The following is a 17,331-nucleotide window of genomic DNA, read 5'->3' as shown; positions in this document are numbered from 1 at the left end:
CAACGGTCGGCGCGGATAAACGCTGGCCGGTGCGGATCAACCGGCGCACAGGCGCAGTTTGTCGCCGTCGAGGATGGTGACGCGGCGGCCCTTGAAAGCGATCAGTTGCTGGTTGCTCAAATCGGCCATGATGCGCGAGAAGTGCTCGGGCGTCAGGTTCAAGCGCGAGGCCAGCACCGACTTGGCCACCGGCAGCGTGATCTCGTCGACGCAGTCGACGGCGCGGTCCTTCAGCAGGTAGCCGACCACGCGCTGGGTGCCCGAACGCAGCGAGTAGGACTCCATGTCGCACATCAGGCTGTGCATGCGCTGGCTCAGGCCGGCCAGCATCTTGCAAGCGAAGCCGCAGTCGGACTCGATCTCGCGGAAGATCGCCGGCTTCGACACGTGCAGCAGCAGCGTGTCCGTCATCGCCTGGGCCGAGACGATGTAGGGGCTGCCCATGAACATCAGCGCCTCGCCGAAGCTGTGGCCGGGGCCGATCAGCTCGATCACCTTCTCGGCGCCCTGGGCCGAGATGAACGACAGTTTGACCTGGCCGTACAACACCACATGGAAGCCGACGCAGGGATCGCCGCGCTGGAAGATGGCCTGGCCGCGCTCGACGCGCACCTCGGTGGTGCCGAGGGCGATGCGGTCGAGCTCCTCCGGCCGCATCGAGTTAAACAGCGGCACGCGCGAGAGGAAGGTCTGTACCTTGATTTTGGTCTTGTCCATGATAGGTCTCAGATGGTCTTGGAGTAGCGTGCCGGACTTGGGCCTTCCGGTCGTGGCGCGTGCAAATAGTGATCGAACACCATGCAGATATTACGGATCAATAGGCGGCCGCGCATGCTCACCGTCAAACGCAGGCCATCTATGCTGAGCAAACCCTGTTCGGCCAACGGCCGCAGGCGTTCCAGTTCGGCGCCGAAGTAGGCCCCGGCCGGCACGCCGCCGGGCAGCGCCAGCGCGCCCAGGTCCAGCTCGAAGTCGCACATCAGCACGCCGATGACGCCGCGCCGCAACAGGTCGTCATCGTTCAGGGCGATGCCGCGCGCCACCGGCAGCTCGCCCCGGTCGAGCCGTTCATAGTAGTGACTCAGCACCTTCTCGTTCTGGCTGTAGCTGCGCCCGACGGCGCTGATGGCCGACACGCCCAGCGCCACCATCGGCGCATCGGCGTGGGTCGAGTAGCCCTGGAAATTGCGCTGCAACCCGCCCTCGCGCTGGCTGCGCGCCAGGTCGTCCTCGGGCAGCGCGAAGTGGTCCATGCCGATGTAGACGTAGCCGGCCCCGGTCAGCCGGGCGATGCACAGGCCCAGCATCTGCAGCTTGGTCTCGGCGTCGGGCAGGTCCTCGGCGACGATCAGGCGCTGCGCCTTGAACAGGTGCGGCAGATGGGCGTAGTTGTACAGCGCGATGCGGTCGGGCCGCGCCGCGATCACCTTGTCCATGGTCGGCGCGATGCTGGCCAGGGTCTGCTTGGGCAGGCCGTAGATCAAGTCGACGCTGATCGAGCGGAAGCCGCTGGCGCGCGCCGCCAGCAGCACCTCCATGGTCTGCTCATAGGGTTGCACACGGTTGACCGCCTGCTGCACCAGCGGGTCGAAGTCCTGGATGCCCAGGCTGATGCGGTTGAAACCCTGCGCGCGCAGGCGGGCGATGCGCGCCGGCGAGACGGTGCGCGGGTCGACCTCGATGGAGAACTCGCCCTCCTCGTCCGAGGCGAAGTCGAACCAGCGGCGCAGGTCCGCCAGCAGGCCGTCCATCTGCTCGTCGCTCAAATAAGTCGGCGTGCCGCCGCCGAAGTGCAGCTGCTCGACCCGGTTCACGCCGGCGAACAGCTTGCCTTGCATGGAAATCTCGCGGCGCAGGTAGTCCAGGTATTCCACCGCCTTGCCGTGGTCCTGGGTGATGATCTTGTTGCAGGCGCAGTAGTAGCACAGCGACTCGCAGAACGGGATGTGGATGTACAGCGACAGGTCGGCCAGCTGGCCGGCCGCGCGCACCTGCCCGACCGCGTGGCGGTACTGCTCCGCGCCGAAGTCGCCGGCGAAGCGGTCGGCCGTCGGGTAGGAGGTGTAGCGCGGCCCCATCTGGTTCAGTTTGCGCACCAGGGCGGCGTCGAACTCGACGGAGGGCGTGATCTTGATCACGCTGGCGGGCTGGTTCATGCTTGTTCTCCGGTTAGCAAGGCATGGCGGCGTTTTTACGGGCGTAGCACCACCAGGTGATGGCGATGCAGCTGACGTAGAAGCCGATGAAGCACCACAGCGCCGCGTCCGGACCGCCGGTCAAGGCGATCGAGGTGCCGTAGCTTTTCGGGATGAAGAAGGCGCCGTAGGCAGCCACCGCCGAGGTGAAGCCCAGCACGGCGGCGCCCTCTTTGTTGGCGTCGACGATGGCCTGTTCCTGCATGGCCTTCGGCTTGCCGGCGGCGGCGCGTTGGCGCTCGGTCAGGAAGATCACCGGAATCATGCGGAAGGTCGAGGCGTTGCCGACGCCGGTGCCGGCGAACAGCAGCATGAACATCCAGAAGAAGCCGGTGAAATTGCCGGCCACGCCGCCGTGCGGCAGAAACTGCAGCACGCCGTAGACGGCCAGGCACATGACGACGAAGGTCCAGACGGTGACCTTGGCGCCGCCCAGCTTGTCGGCGATGATGCCGCCGACAACCCGCGCCAGGGCGCCGACCAGCGGGCCGAGGAAGGCGTACTGCAGCGGGTTCACGTCGGGGAACTGAGTCTTGATGAGCAGCGGGAAGCCGGCCGAGTAGCCGATGAAGGAGCCGAAGGTGCCGGTGTAGAGCCAGCACATCAGCCAGTTATGCTTGCGCTTGAAAATCACCGCCTGCTCGGCGAAGGAGGCCTTGGCCGAGGACAGGTCGTTCATGCCGAACCAGGCCAGCACGGCGCTGACGGCGATGAAGGGCACCCAGATGAAGCCGGCGTTCTGCAGCCACAGACTGCTTTGATGACCCAGCTTGGTGACGCTTTGCGCTTCGCCGCCCAGGCTGCCGAAGACGCCGGCGGTGATCACCAGCGGCACGATGAACTGCACCGCCGACACGCCCAGGTTGCCCAGGCCGGCGTTCATGCCCAGCGCGTAGCCCTTCTGCGCTTTGGGGAAGAAGAAGCTGATGTTGGCCATCGAGGAGGCGAAGTTGCCGCCGCCGAAACCGCACAGCAACGCCAGGATCAGCATGGTCGGATAGCCGGTGCCGACGTCCTGCACCGCCATGCCGATACCGATCGCCGGAATCAGCAGCGAGGCGGTGGAGATGGTGGTCCATTTGCGGCCGCCGAAGATCGGCACCATGAAGGAGTAGAAGATGCGCAAGGTGGCGCCGGACAGGCCGGGCAAGGCGGTCAGCCAGAACAGCTGGTTGGTGCTGTACTTGAAGCCGATGGTCGGCAGGTTGACCACCACCACGCTCCACACCATCCACACGGCGAAGGCCAGCGCCAGCGCGGGGATGGACAGCCACAGGTTGCGGTTGGCGGTGCCGCGCCCTTCGCTCTTCCAGAATGCGGGCGCCTCCGGCTCCCAGGTGTTGATCATATATTTGCTCATTTCAATCTCCAGTGTCGTCTGCGCGGGGTGCGCTGAATGTATAGGTTTTTCGCCGCCGCTCAGACTGCCACGGCGCCGGCCGCCGGTGCCTTGGCGGCCGGCGGGAAGGAGTAATGCATCCAGATCAGCGAGACGCAGACCGTGCCGTACAACAGCATGAAGGCGCTGGAACGCACGCCGGTCAGGTCGACCAGGGCGCCGAACATGATCGGCAGGATGAAGCCGCCCAGGCCGCCGGCCAGGCCGACCACGCCGGAGACGGCGCCGATGTTGTCGGTGAACTCGTCGCCGATGAACTTGAACACCGAGGCCTTGCCGATCGCCATGGCGGTGCCGACCACGAACAGCAGCGCGGTGAACATCCACGGCGTGAGGCCGAGGTTCATCACCATGTCGCCCTTGACGGTCTTGATGACCATGCTGGTCTGCGGATACGACAGCAGGAAGAAGCACACCCAGCAGACCCACATCACCCACCAGGTCACCTTGTAGGCGCCGTAGCGGTCGGCGATCCAGCCACCCATGGCGCGCAGCACGCCGCCCGGCAGCGAGAAGCAGGCCGCCAGCAGGGCCGCCAGGCGCAGGTCGAAGCCGTATTCGGCGACGTAGTACTTGGTCATCCACAGCGCCAGGCCGACATAGCCGCCGAACACCACCGAGTAGTACTGGCAGTAGCGCCAGACGCGGCGGTCCTTCAACACCTTCATCTGCTCGGCGAAACTCACCGTGCCGGCCACCAGGTGCGACGGGTCGCTGGCCGAGAAGGCCCAGAACGCCAGCGCCGTGACCAGCATGGCGACGGCGTACACCGTCGGCAGGCTCTGCCAGCCCCAGGCGGCGATGATGGCCGGCGCCACGAACTTGGTCAGCGCGGAGCCGGAGTTACCGGCGCCGAAGATACCCATCGCCAGACCGCGCCGCTCCTTGGGGAACCAGCGCGCCACATACGGCGTGCCGACCGAGAACGAGCCGCCGGCCAGGCCGACGAACAGGCCCAGCACCAGGAACTGCCAGTAGGCCGTGGCCAGGCCGATCAGGTAGATCGGCACGACGGTGGCCAACATCAACAGGAAGAACACGATGCGGCCGCCGAACTTGTCGCACCAGATGCCCAGCGGCACCCGCACCAGCGAGCCGCTGAGCACCGGCATGGCGGCCAGCAGGCCGAATTCGGTCTCGTTCAGACCCAGTTGCTTCTTGATGGGAATGCCCAGCACGGCGAACATCATCCAGATGGCGAAACAGATCGTGAAGGCAAAGGTGCTGCTCGCCAGCACCTGCACCGCCTTGTTATTGCTTTTTACAGTAGTTGCCACTTTCCTTCTCCCGACAGACACAATCCGATGACGTCAGGGTAAGCGGTGATACTAAAAGACACTATTGGCCGGAGGGATAATTCAGCAAGGCAATCGGCCTAGCGGCCTCCGCCAAAGTGACTAGTCCCCGCCAACATGCGCTGCCACGGCTGCGCCGTCAGCTGGCCGGACGCCAGTTGCGGCCCGGCCAGCAGGTCGGCCAGGCTGGCCGCGTCCAGCACCGCCAGATAGGCGGCGGTGGCGCGGCCCAGCAGCCCCTTCAGGCCGCAGCACTCGGCGTAGGGGCAAGCCTCGCGGCCGGCGTCGAAGCAGGCCGCCATGAAGAAGTCGGTTTCGGTGCCGCGCACCACGGCGCCTATATTGATGGCCTCCGGCTCGCGCGCCAGGCGCAGGCCGCCGTTGCGGCCGCGCACCGTCTGGATCAGACCGCTCAAGCCCAGTTGGTAGATCACCTTCGTCAGATGGTTCTTGGAAATGCCGTGCTGGTCGGCGATGTCCTGGATCTTGACCAGGCGCTCGCGGTTGCCTGCCAGAAAGATCAGGGCGCGCAAGGTGTAGTCGGTGTATGCGGTCAGCCTCATGCTTGCATCCGTTCAAAAATGGGGGCGGCCGGCACCATGCCGGCCTGGACACATTATTGATGCATCTCAAATATATGTTCATAACTTGGATCAAGAAAAAGATATATTTTGTATGCCTCTTTACAAAAACAGGCCTAGAATCGGCACCAGACGATCTGGTCATGCCCGTTCGCCACAGTTTTTCAACTACAACAAAGAGGAACCAAGCCATGCACGCTACGCGCAAACTCTGGACCTGGCTCGCCGTCATCTGCGCACTCTCCTTCGCCGTCCTCGGCTGGGTGGGTGCGGAGATTTATCTGACCGCGCCGCCGATTCCCAAACAAGTGATCAGCATCGAAGGAAAAGTGCTGTTCTCCGAAGGCCAGGTCGACCGTGGCCAGCAAGCCTGGCTGTCGGCCGGCGGCCAGCAGCTCGGCTCCGTCTGGGGCCACGGCAGTTATGTGGCGCCGGACTGGTCGGCCGACTGGCTGCACCGCGAAGCCGTCGCCTTGCGCGAGATCTGGGCCCAGCGCGAGTTCGGCGCGCCCTTCGAGCAGCTCGACGTGTCCAAGAAAGGCGCGCTGAACGCCCGCCTGAAGGAAGAGATGCGGCATAACAGCTACGACGCCAACAGCGCCACCATCACCCTGTCGGCCGACCGCGCCGAAGCCGTGCGCCAGGTTGCCAAGCACTATATGGACTTGTTCGGCGACGCCCGCGAACTCGACACCCTGCGCAGCCAGTACGCCATGAACAGCAACTCGCTGACCGACCAGGACGATCTGCGCGCCCTGCCGGCCTTCGTCTTCTGGTCGGCCTGGGCCGCCGCCACCGACCGGCCCAACGAGGTCGACCTGAGCTACACCAGCAACTGGCCGCACGAACCGCTGGTCGACAACCGTCCCAGCGCCGGCGCCGGCATTTGGTCGATCGCCAGTATCATCCTGATGATCGGCGCCATCGCCGGCATGGTGATGCTGCACTCGACCGCCAAGGAGGAAGGCGATCCCGTCGCGCCCAAGGCCGACCCGCTGTTCAACCTGAAGCCGACGCCGTCCATGCTGGCCACCAAGAAGTACTTCTTCGTCGTCATCGGCCTGATCCTGGCCCAGGTCGGCATGGGCGTCATCACCGCCCATTACGCCGTCGAGGGACAAAGCTTCTTCGGCTACCCGCTGGCCGAGATCCTGCCGTTCGTCGTCAGCCGCACCATCCACACCCAGTTCGCCGTGCTGTGGATCGCCACCGCCTGGCTGGCCACCGGCCTGTACATCGCCCCGGCCATCTCCGGCCACGAGCCGAAGTTCCAAAAGCTCGGCGTCAACCTGCTGTTCTACGCGTTGCTGTTCATCGTCGTCGGCTCGACCGCCTTCGGCTGGATCGGTTCGCTGCAACACAAGGGCACCGCCTTCGCCTTCTGGATCGGCAACCAGGGCCTGGAGTTCACCAGCATGGGCCGGATCTGGCAGATCCTGCTGTTCGTCGGCCTGCTGTTCTGGGTCACCCTGCTCGGCCGCGCCCTGTGGCCGGCGCTGCGCACACCGTCGGAAAGCCGTGGCCTGATCGTCATGGTGTTCCTCGCCGCGCTGTGCATCGGCGGCTTCTACGCCACCTCGCTGACCTGGGGTCGCCATAGCCACTACTCGATGATCGAATACTGGCGCTGGTGGTTGGTCCACCTGTGGGTCGAGGGCTTCTTCGAGGTCTTCGCCACCGCCGTCATCGCCCTGCTGTTCACCCGACTGGGCCTGATCCGCGCCGCCACCGCCAACAGCGCCATCGTGCTCGAGACCATCGTCTTCCTGTTCGGCGGCATCCTCGGTACGCTGCACCACCTGTACTTCACCGGCACGCCGACCTTCGTCATCGCCATCGGCGCCATGTTCTCGGCGCTGGAAGTGGTGCCGCTGTCGCTGATCGGCATCGAAGCCTATCGCAACTACCAACGTTCCAAGGTCGCACCGTGGGTCGCCACCTACAAATGGTCGATCCTGTGCTTCATCGCCGTCGGCTTCTGGAACACCATCGGCGCCGGCCTGCTGGGCTTCTCGATCAACACACCGATCGCGCTGTACTACATGCAAGGCCTGAACCTGACCGCCGCCCACGGCCATGCCGCCCTGTTCGGCGTCTACGGCATGCTCGGCATCGGCCTGCTGCTGTTCTGCCTGCGCGGCCTGAGCGACCGCGCCGCCTGGTCCGACCGCCTGCTGGCACCGATGTTCTGGATGCTGAATATCGGCCTGGGCATGATGGTGTTCATCTCGCTGGTTCCGGCCGGCATCTACCAGGCCTGGGCCAGCGTCAGCAAAGGCATGTGGTTCGCCCGTTCGCCCGAGGTGATCCACTCGAAACTGATGGAAACCCTGGTCTGGATGCGCGTCCCCGGCGACGTGGTGTTCGCCATCGGCACGCTGTTCCTGGCGCTGTTCGCCTGGCGCCTGCTGACGGGCGGCAAAAAAGCCAGCGCCGCGCAAACCGTGGCCGGCAGCAACCGCGCCTGAGGTTGGATCTGCAATGAAATAAGCAGTAGGAAGTAAGAAGTAAGAAGTAGAAGTAAGCCCGGGGAGGCCGCCGGTCGGCCGCCTCCCCGCTTTGACTAAATGACCTGGAGTTTATAAAATGGCACACGATTGTTCGCACCCCACCGGCCCCGAAGGCATCTACCCATTCGACGCGCGCGGTGTCGCCAAACGCTTCCGCCACGCCGCCATCTTCGGCGCCCTGGACGCCCTCAACCCTGGAGAAGTCATGCGGTTCTGTAACGACCACGATCCGATTCCGCTGCTCCAGCAAATCAACAATTTCTTCGGCTCCAAAGTGAAGGTCGGCTACGTTTCGCGCCAGCCCGGCGAGATCGTCATCGACTTCTTGGTCACCGAATCACTGGATTAAACGACTTATGGACTACTACGCGCTCAAGCACCTGCACATGACTTGCGCCGCCCTCAGCGGCAGCCTGTTCCTGTTGCGCGGCTGCTGGATGCTGTTCCAGCCGGCCCGGCTGCAACAGCGCTGGGTGCGCGTGGCTCCCCACATCATCGACACGGCGCTGCTGGCCAGCGCCGTCACCCTGGCGGTGACGAGCGCGCAGTATCCGCTGGCGCAGGGCTGGCTGAGCGCCAAGGTGGTCGCCCTGCTGCTCTACATCGTGCTGGGCACGGTCGCCCTCAAGCGCGGCAAGACCCGCGCCGTGCGCGCCACCGCCTTCGCCGCCGCCCTCGCCTGCTTCGGCTACATCGTCGCCGTCGCCGTCAGCAAGCAAGCGCTGCCGTTCTAGCCTTCCGCCGGACCATCCGCCAAATTCTGCGCAGCATCGACCAACAAACCTTCCCAAGTTACACGCCGGTTGACACCGCCCAATCCGTCCATGCGGGGGGTGGACAACAATGCCTGGACGTTCCCTCAATTATTCGGAGACATCATGGCAATCGACGCATATCTACAAATTGACGGCATCAAGGGCGAGTCGGCCGACTCGGCGCACCTGGGATGGATCGAAATAACCTCGGCACACCTGGGTGTAACGCAGCCCAAAAGCAGCAGCATGTCCACCGGCGGCGGCCACACGACAGGTCACTCCGAGCATCGCTCCCTGTCGCTTACCAAGCTTGCGGATCTCGCCTCGCCGATCCTGATGCAGCACTGCTCTATGGGCAAAACGATTCCGAAGGCCAGGTTGGAATTCATGCGGGCCGATGGCGACGGCAAGCCGGTGAAGTATTACCAGGTCGAACTGGAAAACGTTCTGCTATCCCACATGGACCAGCTGATGCGCGACGGCGGCCTGCTCCTCGACGAGTTCGGGTTGTGCTTCTCCAAGGTGAAGTGGACGTACACGCAGCAGAAGATCGCCGGAGGCAGTAGCGGTAGCACTGCCGGCGGATGGGATCTGAACGCCAAAAAGTGCTGCGCTTAGGGGGCGGTCATGGATGCCACCGGAGTGCCAATTCAGCCGAAGGATTCCCGCGGCTACTATATGTTGCCGCAAGCGCCAGAAGACGCCGGCTATTACGTGTACGGGAACCTGCACTACGTGCCGGGAACGGGGCGCCTGGCCCAGTACGCGCACCCCAAGCTGCTCACCCTAATCTTCCAGATTGAGCGTGACTGGCAGGCCATCTGCAATCGCAAGTTCGGGATCGGGAACATCAGCATTGACGGGGGGAAGCAGTACGACAGTCACAAGTCCCACCAAAAGGGCATCGAGATGGACTGTCGCCCAGTTCGCAAGGACATGATGACCGGCCAGGACGCGCGCTGTTCGTATCGAGACACCGCCGTGTACGACTTCGAGGCCACGCTTTGGCTCATCTGCCTGTTCGTGGAACATCCATGGGTGAAGCTCGTCTACTTCAACGACCCCAATATACAGGGAGCGCTGGGCAGCCGCGTGACGAGTCAACTGCGCCACGACGACCACTTCCATGTTGAACTCTGGGCACGGTTGGCATCATGAGCACGCGCATGGTGTTCATTGCCGCCGTGCTGGGCTTGTATTCGCTGGCGCAGGCAGCCGAGAAAGTTCCGCCGGCCTGGGACGGCACGCCAAAGCCGCTCAAAGGAGACTACCAAGTGTATGGTGGCACCCTATCCGAAGCAATTCCTCCCACGAGCAAAGATAGAAAGGTGGCATTCATGTTCAAGGGGCCGCTTGCGAAAGATCTGTTCAATCAAATCGGTCCTGACGCAAAGATGTCTTGCAGCGACGCTGCGGGCTACAGGGAACGGAACAGGGGCGATCTCTCCTGCACCTACACCAAGGACGATGGATATTCGTGCTATTTCGGTCTCGACGTACCAACCGGCAAGAGCACCAACGGGTCGATTTGTTAGCGGTCCAAGTGCAGCCGCAGTCGCCGGTCAGCGTGAAGCGGTGGTTGCGCTGCATGATTCGGTCGAGGATGGCGTCGGCGATAGCCAGCGCCGTCACCCTGGCGGTGACGAGCGCGCAGTATCCGCTGGCGCAGGGCTGGCTGAGCGCCAAGGTGGTCGCCCTGCTGCTCTACATCGTGCTGGGCACCATCGCCCTCAAGCGCGGCAAGACCCGCGCCGTGCGCGCCACCGCCTTCGCCGCCGCCCTCGCCTGTTTCGGCTACATCGTCGCCGTCAGCAAGCAAGCGCTGCCGTTCTAGCCTTCCGCCGGACCATCCGCCAAACTCTGCGCACCGACGGGTTGCGAGAAAGCTTCAAGTCCACGCCGGCCCGGTTGGATCAGCAACTCGCCCGGAATGCCCAGCCCTTCGTGCAGGCGCCGGATCATCGCCAACGTTAGCGGATGGGCGCCGCTTAGAATTTCATAAACCCGATTCAGGCGCCCCGTGGGTGCCGATAAATTTGATGATGACGATCCTGTGTGGATAGTAGTCAAAGGCACAAACGCAATCTATTGCAGAGCAAATTCGTGATGTCCTTGCCCAGTATGGAAGACTGAAAAAGCTTGTGTTCGCCCGGTAGGATCTTTTGTGCGATTGGTTCCGCCAGTTCCAATCCATTTTCACTGTTGGTCAGCATCACAAAGCCGTCTCCCGTTCGAACAGATGCCATGACGAATGCGCGGTAACCGGTATTGTTGCCCCACTGCCAAAGATAGGAATCGTCCTGATCGCGCTCCATTCCCCAACCCAAGCCCCAACTGAGACCGAGGCTTGGATCAACAGAGACAGGTGATGCGATCAACTGTTTGACCACATCGTCATCGTTTAGCAGCTTGACGAGAAATTTTCCATAATCCGCCGCCGTGGTGTGGAGGGAAAAAGCGGCAATCGGGTTTTTCAGCGCCATTGTCGTCCTCGGCGTCCCATTCGCCTTGGTTCCAGGCAGAAGGTTTTGCGCGATTCCTTCGTTCCATACGTAATCACTGTGGTCCATGGCCAAGGGCTTGAATACCTGCGAGCGCATGAATTGATCCAGTGGCTGGCCGGTGACCGCCTCCACGGCGCGCTGCAGCAACACGTAGCCTTCCCCTGAATAATTCCATTTTTCTCCGGGAGTCGAATCGAAATTCAGTGGCCCGGAGGCCCAATTCGGCAATCCGGATGTGTGGTTCAGAACCATCCGAACGGTGATCGCCGCAAGTCGGGGATCGCTCACCAGATCGGAAGGCTCCGCTTTCAAAGGATCGAATTGGTGTCGATACCCTTGCGGCAAATACTTCATTACGGGCGCATCAAGCTCCAATTTTCCTTGCGCCACCAACTTCAACACCGCATAGGCAAAGACCGGTTTGCTAAGAGATGCCGCTTGAAAAACGCTGTCTGGATTCGGCGATGGAGCTGGCGGGCAGCCGGTCGCGGAATCAATCGAATCAAGTTTTCGGTCCTTGATGACAGCAAGCGACACAGCGCAGACATGGTGTGTTTCCGCAAGAATTTTTAGTGTCTCGTGCAGGTTCTTTGAGCTCAAATCAGTCCGCTTGGGAGAGGCGCAGCCGGACAAAAATATCGATGTCAGCGGTATCAGCAGCAAGAAACCGATATGCCGAGCCCATGAGGCACTTCGCTTGGTGGACGGCACGCGTGATGGTTGCATAGTTACCTTTTCTTTATCGAAACTCATTGTAGCCGCAAGGTACCGAGCATCGCCAGACCTTGGCATGCCTACAAATGCAAGAAGACCGAATTGACATTGGACAAGCTTTGTCCAGTTCCAGATCAAGCGTGCCCGATTCCCTGCTTTACTTAGGCAAATACACAACTTACATCAAGGAAAGTGTTCGTCCCTACGCATAGCATGGTTAGGACATCAAGATTTGAGCGATGTCATGACCCTAATAAAAAACAAGGTGAATCAGATGAAAAAGAACTACAAACTTGCCGCCTCCTGGCTTGCCGGCGTCACTGCCGCCCTCTGCATGTCGCCGGTCGGCAGCGCGCCAGTCGCCGCACCCGCGTCGGACGGCTTGCCCGTGGTGGTGCAGGAGCTGGTGGCGCCGCCATCGCTGCCGCCGCGCATCACCCGCAAGACCGCCGCCCACGTCGTGGTCAACCTGACCGTCGAGGAAATCGAGCGCGAAATCGCGCCGGGCACCAGCTACACCTTCTGGACCTTCGGCGGCACCGTGCCGGGCAAGATGATCCGCGTGCGCGAGGGCGACACCGTCGAACTGCATCTGCTGAACCTGCCAAACAACAAGCTGCCGCACAATATCGACCTGCACGCCGTGACCGGCCCGGGCGGCGGCGCCAGCCAGACCCTGATCGCGCCGGGCAACGAAGCCAGCTTCACCTTCAAGGCGCTGGCCCCCGGCCTGTACGTCTACCACTGCGCCACCGCGCCGGTCGGCATGCACGTCGCCAACGGCATGTACGGCATGATCCTGGTCGAGCCGAAGGAAGGCATGACCCCGGTCGACAAGGAATACTACGTCATGCAGGGCGATTTCTACACCACCGGCGCCTACCGCGCGCCCGGCCTGCAAGCCTTCGACATGCAAAAAGCCATCGACGAGAAGCCGACCTACGTGCTGTTCAACGGCGCCGACGGCGCGCTGACCGGCGCCAAGTCGCTGACCGCCAAGACCAACGAATCGGTGCGCATGTACTTCGGCGTCGGCGGCCCCAACACCACGTCGAGCTTCCACATCATCGGTGCGATCTTCGACAAGGTCTACACCGAGGGCGGCAAGCACTTCCAGGAAAACGTGCAGACCACCATGGTGCCGGCCGGCGGCTCGACCATCGTCGAGTTCACCCCGCGCGTGCCGGGCAACCTGACCATCGTCGACCACTCGTTGACGCGGGCCTTCAACAAAGGCGCCATCGGCCTGCTGTCGGTCAGCGGTCCGGACAATTTCGCCATCTACGGCAAAGGCGTCAAGACCCCGCTGCCGGCGGCGCCGGGCGCCAAGCCGGCCGCCAAACCCGCCGCCGCCCCCGCCGTGGCCACCACACCGGCGCAGAAGGTGCGCGGCAAGGAAGTCTACGAGTCCACCTGCGCCGCCTGCCACCAGCCCGACGGCAAAGGTGTCGCCGGGGTCTTCCCGCCGCTGGCCAATTCCGACTTCTTCCAACAACGTCCGTATGAGATGGCGCACATCGTCATCAACGGCCGCAGCGGCGAACTGGTGGTCAACGGTGAACACTACAGCGGCGTGATGCCGCCGCAGGAACTGAGCGATGACGACGTCGCCGCCGTCATCAACTACGTCAGCACGGACTTCAACAAGGGCAAGGCCTTGCTGACGCCGGCCCAGGTGCGCGATATGCGCTTGACCAAGTAATGGGCCCGGGCCTGCCTCGCCGCGCCACACTGGCGGCACGGACGGCCCTGGTCGGCCTGCTGTATGCCGGCAGCGCCGCCAGTGCCCTCTGCGCCGACGGCGCTCCGCTCAATATCCAGAACGCGGCGCCGGCGCTGGCGGCCGCCCGCGCCGGCATGGGCGCCGACTACCGCCCCGTGCCCGGCGGTTCGCTGCGCAGCGTGCTGCCGGGCGACGGCGTCGACGCGCCGGCGCTGGTGGCGCCCTTCCAGCTGCGCACGCGGCCGGTCAGCAACGCCGAGTTCCGCGACTTCATCCAACAGCATCCCGAGTGGCGCCGTGGCCAGGTGGCCGCGCTGTTCGCCAGCCCCACCTATCTACGCGGCTGGGGCGGCGACGACGCGCCGGCGCCGCTGGCCGACGCCGCCCCGGTCATCAACGTCAGCTGGTACGCCGCGCAGGCCTACTGCGCCAGCGAACAGGCGCGCCTGCCGCGCTGGCACGAGTGGGAATTCGCCGGCGCCGCCGACGACAGCCGCGCCGACGCGCGCGACGATCCGGCCTGGCTGGCGCGCATCCTCAACTGGTACTCCCGGCCCGGCAACACGCCGCCCGGCGCCATCGGCCAGGGCACGCCCAACTACTACGCCATCGAAGACATGCACGGCCTGGTGTGGGAATGGGTGGAGGACTACAACGGCCTGTTCGTCAACGCCGACAGCCGCGCCAAGGGCGAGCAGAAGCAGCTCGACTACTGCGGCGGCGCCGCCGTCACCCTGGCCGACCGGCGCAACTACGCGGTGCTGATGCGCCTGGCCCTGCTGGCCGCGATGGAAAGCAACCAGGACGGCGCCAACCTCGGCTTCCGCTGCGCCCGCGACGCCGTCCCGACCACCCAAGAAAGCACACCATGAAACGCCGCACCTTCCTGCAATGCGCCGCCATCACGGCCGCCGTCGCTCCGCTGCACTGCTTGCACGCCGCCGCCCTGCCCGGCGATTCGCTGTACCGCCTCAACACCGCGCTGGTCGACACGCAGAACCAGCGCTTCACCCTGGCCGACCTGGCCGGCAAGCCGCTGCTGATCACCATGTTCTACGGCGACTGCAACACCGCCTGCCCGATCGTCATCGAGAACCTCAAGCAGACCGTGACGGCGCTCGGCGCCAATGGAAAAAAACTGACTGTGCTGATGGTCAGCCTCGATCCCTTCCACGACACGCCCGGTTCGCTGGGCCAGCTGATGAGCACCCACAAACTCGACCCGCGCCAGTTCCGCATCGCCGTCGCCAAGGACGAGAGCCAGACCCGCATGCTGGCCTCGGCGCTGAACATCAAGTACCGCGTGCTGGGCGGCGGCGAGATCAACCACACCACCCGCATCGCCCTGCTCGACGGCGCCGGCAGCGTGCAGACGGCCAGCAGCAAGCTCGATGTGACGCCCGATCCGCTCTTCCTCAAACAACTGCTGGCGGCGCTCAAAACGCTCTGAAAAGGGCCGGGGCGGCGATGGAATTAACTTGAATCAAGAACTGTGAAAATTGCCGCAACTTTGGTTGACCATACCATGGCTAGTGATTAACCTACTCAAACCAACTACATCTAGTGACGAGGAGTGATCGTGGCAGCAGTTAATTTCCATAGCAACATCATCAAACGCGACGGCAGCACGCAGGCGTTCGACGTCGCCAAGATCGTCTCGGCGCTGCAACGCGCCGGCGAGGCCAGCGGCGAATACGACGCCCACACGGCCGGCAACCTGGCGCAAACGGTGGTGCTGCGACGCAGCGCAATCGACCACCACAGCATGCTCAGCGTCGAGGTGTTGCAGGACCTGGTGGAGAACGTGCTGTACGACGCCGGCTACCGCAAGACCCTGCGCGCCTACGTGATCTACCGCTCGCAGCACCAGGCGCTGCGGCAGGACCGCAAGTCGTTGATCGACGTCGAAACCTCGATCAACGAATACCTCAACCAGCAGGACTGGCGCGTCAACGCCAACGCCAACCAGGGCTACTCGCTGGGTGGCCTGATCCTCAACGTGTCGGGCAAGGTGATCGCCAACTACTGGCTCAACCACGTCTATCCGCCCGAGGTGGGCCAGGCCCACCGCGAGGCCGACCTGCACATCCACGACCTCGACATGCTGGCCGGTTATTGCGCCGGCTGGTCGCTGCGCACCCTGCTCAACGAGGGCCTGAACGGCGTGCCGGGCAAGGTCGAATCGGGACCGCCGAAGCACATGTCGAGCGCCATCGGCCAGATCGTCAACTTCCTCGGCACGCTGCAAAACGAGTGGGCCGGCGCGCAGGCCTTCAGCTCCTTCGACACCTACATGGCGCCCTACGTGCGCAAGGACAGCCTGAGCTACGCCGACGTCAAGCAGTACATCCAGGAGCTGATCTACAACCTCAACGTGCCGTCGCGCTGGGGCACCCAGACGCCGTTCACCAACCTGACCTTCGACTGGGTCTGCCCGGAGGACTTGCGCGAGCAGGTGCCGCTGATCGCCGGCCAGGAGATGGCCTTCTGCTACGGCGAGCTGCAAGACGAGATGGACATGATCAACCGCGCCTACATCGAGATCATGATGACCGGCGACGCCAAGGGCCGCGCCTTCACCTTCCCCATCCCGACCTACAACATCACCGAGGACTTCGCCTGGCACAGCCCGAACGCCGAGCTGCTGTTCGAGATGACGGCGCGCTACGGCCTGCCCTACTTCCAGAACTTCATCAACTCGGAGCTGAAGCCGAACATGATCCGCTCGATGTGCTGCCGCCTGCAGCTCGATCTGCGCGAACTGCTCAAGCGCGGCAACGGCCTGTTCGGCTCGGCCGAGCAGACCGGATCGCTCGGCGTGGTGACGATCAACTGCGCCCGCCTCGGCCATCTATACCAGGGCGACGAGGACGGCCTGCTGGCCGCGCTGGACCGTCTGATGGAGCTGGGCAAACAGAGCCTGGAAATCAAGCGCAAGGTGATCCAGCGGCATATGGACAACGGCCTGTTCCCGTACACGAAACGCTACCTGGGCACGCTGCGCAACCACTTCTCCACCTTGGGCGTGAACGGCATCAACGAGATGATCCGCAATTTCAGCGGCGACCAGCACGACATCACCAGCACCTGGGGCCGCGACTTCGCCCTGCGCCTGCTCGACCACGTGCGCGCCCGCATGCTCGAATTCCAGGAGGAGACCGGCCATATGTACAACCTGGAGGCGACGCCGGCCGAGGGCACCACCTACCGCTTCGCCAAGGAGGACCGCAAGCGCTATCCGGAGATCCTACAGGCCGGCACCGAGGATATGCCTTACTACACCAACTCCTCGCAACTGCCGGTCGGCTACACCGACGACCCCTTCGAGGCGCTGGAACAGCAGGACGCGCTGCAGCGCAAGTACACCGGCGGCACCGTGCTGCACCTGTACATGACCGAGGCGCTGTCGAGCGCGGACGCCTGCCGCACCTTGGTCAAGCGCGCGCTGAGCCGCTTCGGCCTGCCCTACATCACGATCACGCCGACTTTCTCGATCTGTCCGAAGCACGGCTATCTGAACGGCAGCCACAAGTTCTGCCCGAAATGCGACGCCGACCTGATCGCCAAAAAGCAGCTGGCCGTAGCCTAGACGGACGCTGCGCACCTCAACTTCAACCTCAACTTCAACTTCCACCACCACGACCAAGGAATCACC

Annotated in this window: 17 protein-coding genes; 11 read left to right on the top strand and 6 right to left on the bottom strand. The window is 63.5% G+C overall.

What is annotated here, in order from left to right:
• Positions 1 to 36: 36 nt before the first annotated feature.
• The 5 genes from H7U20_RS25335 to H7U20_RS25315 all read right to left on the bottom strand — a co-directional run bounded on the left by H7U20_RS25335 (position 37) and on the right by H7U20_RS25315 (position 5,452).
• A complete protein-coding gene (locus tag H7U20_RS25335; RefSeq protein ID WP_199761919.1) occupies positions 37 to 717 on the bottom strand; it encodes a Crp/Fnr family transcriptional regulator in 681 nt (226 codons plus the stop codon).
• Positions 718 to 725: 8 nt separating this feature from the next.
• Entirely contained in the window at positions 726 to 2,156 is a 1,431-nt protein-coding gene (gene hemN, locus H7U20_RS25330) for an oxygen-independent coproporphyrinogen III oxidase (RefSeq protein WP_199761918.1), read from the bottom strand.
• A gap of 13 nt (positions 2,157 to 2,169) precedes the next feature.
• Complete coding sequence (locus H7U20_RS25325; protein WP_199761917.1) at positions 2,170 to 3,555, bottom strand: NarK family nitrate/nitrite MFS transporter; 1,386 nt, start codon at positions 3,553 to 3,555, stop codon at positions 2,170 to 2,172.
• A gap of 59 nt (positions 3,556 to 3,614) precedes the next feature.
• The gene (locus H7U20_RS25320) at positions 3,615 to 4,784 is read right to left on the bottom strand and encodes an MFS transporter (protein ID WP_233411077.1); all 1,170 of its coding nucleotides are present in this window, start codon (positions 4,782 to 4,784) and stop codon (positions 3,615 to 3,617) included.
• A 185-nt stretch (positions 4,785 to 4,969) separates the two neighbouring features.
• The gene (locus tag H7U20_RS25315; RefSeq protein ID WP_199761916.1) at positions 4,970 to 5,452 is read right to left on the bottom strand and encodes an RrF2 family transcriptional regulator; all 483 of its coding nucleotides are present in this window, start codon (positions 5,450 to 5,452) and stop codon (positions 4,970 to 4,972) included.
• 209 nt (positions 5,453 to 5,661) lie between these two features.
• Between H7U20_RS25315 and H7U20_RS25310 the strand changes: the two genes are divergently transcribed.
• The 7 genes from H7U20_RS25310 to H7U20_RS25280 all read left to right on the top strand — a co-directional run bounded on the left by H7U20_RS25310 (position 5,662) and on the right by H7U20_RS25280 (position 10,569).
• Positions 5,662 to 7,938: a nitric-oxide reductase large subunit gene (locus tag H7U20_RS25310; protein WP_199761915.1), complete on the top strand. Its 2,277-nt coding sequence runs from the start codon at positions 5,662 to 5,664 to the stop codon at positions 7,936 to 7,938.
• Positions 7,939 to 8,056: 118 nt separating this feature from the next.
• Positions 8,057 to 8,329: a DUF2249 domain-containing protein gene (locus H7U20_RS25305; protein WP_199761914.1), complete on the top strand. Its 273-nt coding sequence runs from the start codon at positions 8,057 to 8,059 to the stop codon at positions 8,327 to 8,329.
• A gap of 7 nt (positions 8,330 to 8,336) precedes the next feature.
• Positions 8,337 to 8,714: a SirB2 family protein gene (locus H7U20_RS25300; RefSeq protein WP_199761913.1), complete on the top strand. Its 378-nt coding sequence runs from the start codon at positions 8,337 to 8,339 to the stop codon at positions 8,712 to 8,714.
• Between the two features lie 144 nt (positions 8,715 to 8,858).
• Positions 8,859 to 9,353: an Hcp family type VI secretion system effector gene (locus tag H7U20_RS25295; protein ID WP_199761912.1), complete on the top strand. Its 495-nt coding sequence runs from the start codon at positions 8,859 to 8,861 to the stop codon at positions 9,351 to 9,353.
• A gap of 9 nt (positions 9,354 to 9,362) precedes the next feature.
• On the top strand, positions 9,363 to 9,893 hold the full coding sequence (locus tag H7U20_RS25290) for a penicillin-insensitive murein endopeptidase (RefSeq protein WP_199761911.1): 531 nt from the start codon (positions 9,363 to 9,365) through the stop codon (positions 9,891 to 9,893).
• Complete coding sequence (locus H7U20_RS25285; protein ID WP_199761910.1) at positions 9,890 to 10,270, top strand: hypothetical protein; 381 nt, start codon at positions 9,890 to 9,892, stop codon at positions 10,268 to 10,270. The genes H7U20_RS25290 and H7U20_RS25285 overlap by 4 nt, the downstream gene beginning before the upstream one ends.
• Positions 10,271 to 10,338: 68 nt before the next feature.
• On the top strand, positions 10,339 to 10,569 hold the full coding sequence (locus tag H7U20_RS25280) for a SirB2 family protein (RefSeq protein WP_233411074.1): 231 nt from the start codon (positions 10,339 to 10,341) through the stop codon (positions 10,567 to 10,569).
• A gap of 232 nt (positions 10,570 to 10,801) precedes the next feature.
• Here the strand turns inward: H7U20_RS25280 and H7U20_RS25275 are convergent, their stop codons facing one another.
• Entirely contained in the window at positions 10,802 to 11,992 is a 1,191-nt protein-coding gene (locus H7U20_RS25275; RefSeq protein ID WP_199761908.1) for a serine hydrolase domain-containing protein, read from the bottom strand.
• A 235-nt stretch (positions 11,993 to 12,227) separates the two neighbouring features.
• Between H7U20_RS25275 and nirK the strand changes: the two genes are divergently transcribed.
• The 4 genes from nirK to H7U20_RS25255 all read left to right on the top strand — a co-directional run bounded on the left by nirK (position 12,228) and on the right by H7U20_RS25255 (position 17,265).
• Positions 12,228 to 13,655: a copper-containing nitrite reductase gene (nirK, locus tag H7U20_RS25270; RefSeq protein ID WP_199761907.1), complete on the top strand. Its 1,428-nt coding sequence runs from the start codon at positions 12,228 to 12,230 to the stop codon at positions 13,653 to 13,655.
• On the top strand, positions 13,655 to 14,548 hold the full coding sequence (locus H7U20_RS25265) for a formylglycine-generating enzyme family protein (RefSeq protein WP_233411073.1): 894 nt from the start codon (positions 13,655 to 13,657) through the stop codon (positions 14,546 to 14,548). The genes nirK and H7U20_RS25265 overlap by 1 nt, the downstream gene beginning before the upstream one ends.
• Positions 14,545 to 15,126 (top strand): SCO family protein, encoded by a 582-nt coding sequence (locus tag H7U20_RS25260; RefSeq protein WP_199761906.1) that lies wholly within the window; start codon positions 14,545 to 14,547, stop codon positions 15,124 to 15,126. The genes H7U20_RS25265 and H7U20_RS25260 overlap by 4 nt, the downstream gene beginning before the upstream one ends.
• Positions 15,127 to 15,255: 129 nt before the next feature.
• Positions 15,256 to 17,265, top strand: a complete 2,010-nt coding sequence (locus tag H7U20_RS25255; RefSeq protein WP_370593251.1) for a ribonucleoside triphosphate reductase — start codon at positions 15,256 to 15,258, stop codon at positions 17,263 to 17,265.
• Positions 17,266 to 17,331: the final 66 nt, after the last annotated feature.

It is taken from the genome of Rugamonas violacea (genome assembly GCF_016461825.1).
GTDB lineage: Bacteria > Pseudomonadota > Gammaproteobacteria > Burkholderiales > Burkholderiaceae_D > Rugamonas.
Note: the sequence above shows the minus strand (reverse complement) of the source record. Positions and strands in the feature narration are given on the sequence as shown.

Excerpts from the sequence above, each read along its gene's own strand:
- H7U20_RS25335 (WP_199761919.1), bottom strand. The coding sequence starts at position 717 with ATGGACAAGACCAAAATCAAGGTACAGACCTTCCTCTCGCGCGTGCCG.
- hemN (WP_199761918.1), bottom strand. The coding sequence starts at position 2,156 with ATGAACCAGCCCGCCAGCGTGATCAAGATCACGCCCTCCGTCGAGTTC.
- H7U20_RS25325 (WP_199761917.1), bottom strand. The coding sequence starts at position 3,555 with ATGAGCAAATATATGATCAACACCTGGGAGCCGGAGGCGCCCGCATTC.
- H7U20_RS25320 (WP_233411077.1), bottom strand. The coding sequence starts at position 4,784 with ATGATGTTCGCCGTGCTGGGCATTCCCATCAAGAAGCAACTGGGTCTG.
- H7U20_RS25315 (WP_199761916.1), bottom strand. The coding sequence starts at position 5,452 with ATGAGGCTGACCGCATACACCGACTACACCTTGCGCGCCCTGATCTTT.
- H7U20_RS25310 (WP_199761915.1), top strand. The coding sequence starts at position 5,662 with ATGCACGCTACGCGCAAACTCTGGACCTGGCTCGCCGTCATCTGCGCA.
- H7U20_RS25305 (WP_199761914.1), top strand. The coding sequence starts at position 8,057 with ATGGCACACGATTGTTCGCACCCCACCGGCCCCGAAGGCATCTACCCA.
- H7U20_RS25300 (WP_199761913.1), top strand. The coding sequence starts at position 8,337 with ATGGACTACTACGCGCTCAAGCACCTGCACATGACTTGCGCCGCCCTC.
- H7U20_RS25295 (WP_199761912.1), top strand. The coding sequence starts at position 8,859 with ATGGCAATCGACGCATATCTACAAATTGACGGCATCAAGGGCGAGTCG.
- H7U20_RS25290 (WP_199761911.1), top strand. The coding sequence starts at position 9,363 with ATGGATGCCACCGGAGTGCCAATTCAGCCGAAGGATTCCCGCGGCTAC.
- H7U20_RS25285 (WP_199761910.1), top strand. The coding sequence starts at position 9,890 with ATGAGCACGCGCATGGTGTTCATTGCCGCCGTGCTGGGCTTGTATTCG.
- H7U20_RS25280 (WP_233411074.1), top strand. The coding sequence starts at position 10,339 with ATGGCGTCGGCGATAGCCAGCGCCGTCACCCTGGCGGTGACGAGCGCG.
- H7U20_RS25275 (WP_199761908.1), bottom strand. The coding sequence starts at position 11,992 with ATGAGTTTCGATAAAGAAAAGGTAACTATGCAACCATCACGCGTGCCG.
- nirK (WP_199761907.1), top strand. The coding sequence starts at position 12,228 with ATGAAAAAGAACTACAAACTTGCCGCCTCCTGGCTTGCCGGCGTCACT.
- H7U20_RS25265 (WP_233411073.1), top strand. The coding sequence starts at position 13,655 with ATGGGCCCGGGCCTGCCTCGCCGCGCCACACTGGCGGCACGGACGGCC.
- H7U20_RS25260 (WP_199761906.1), top strand. The coding sequence starts at position 14,545 with ATGAAACGCCGCACCTTCCTGCAATGCGCCGCCATCACGGCCGCCGTC.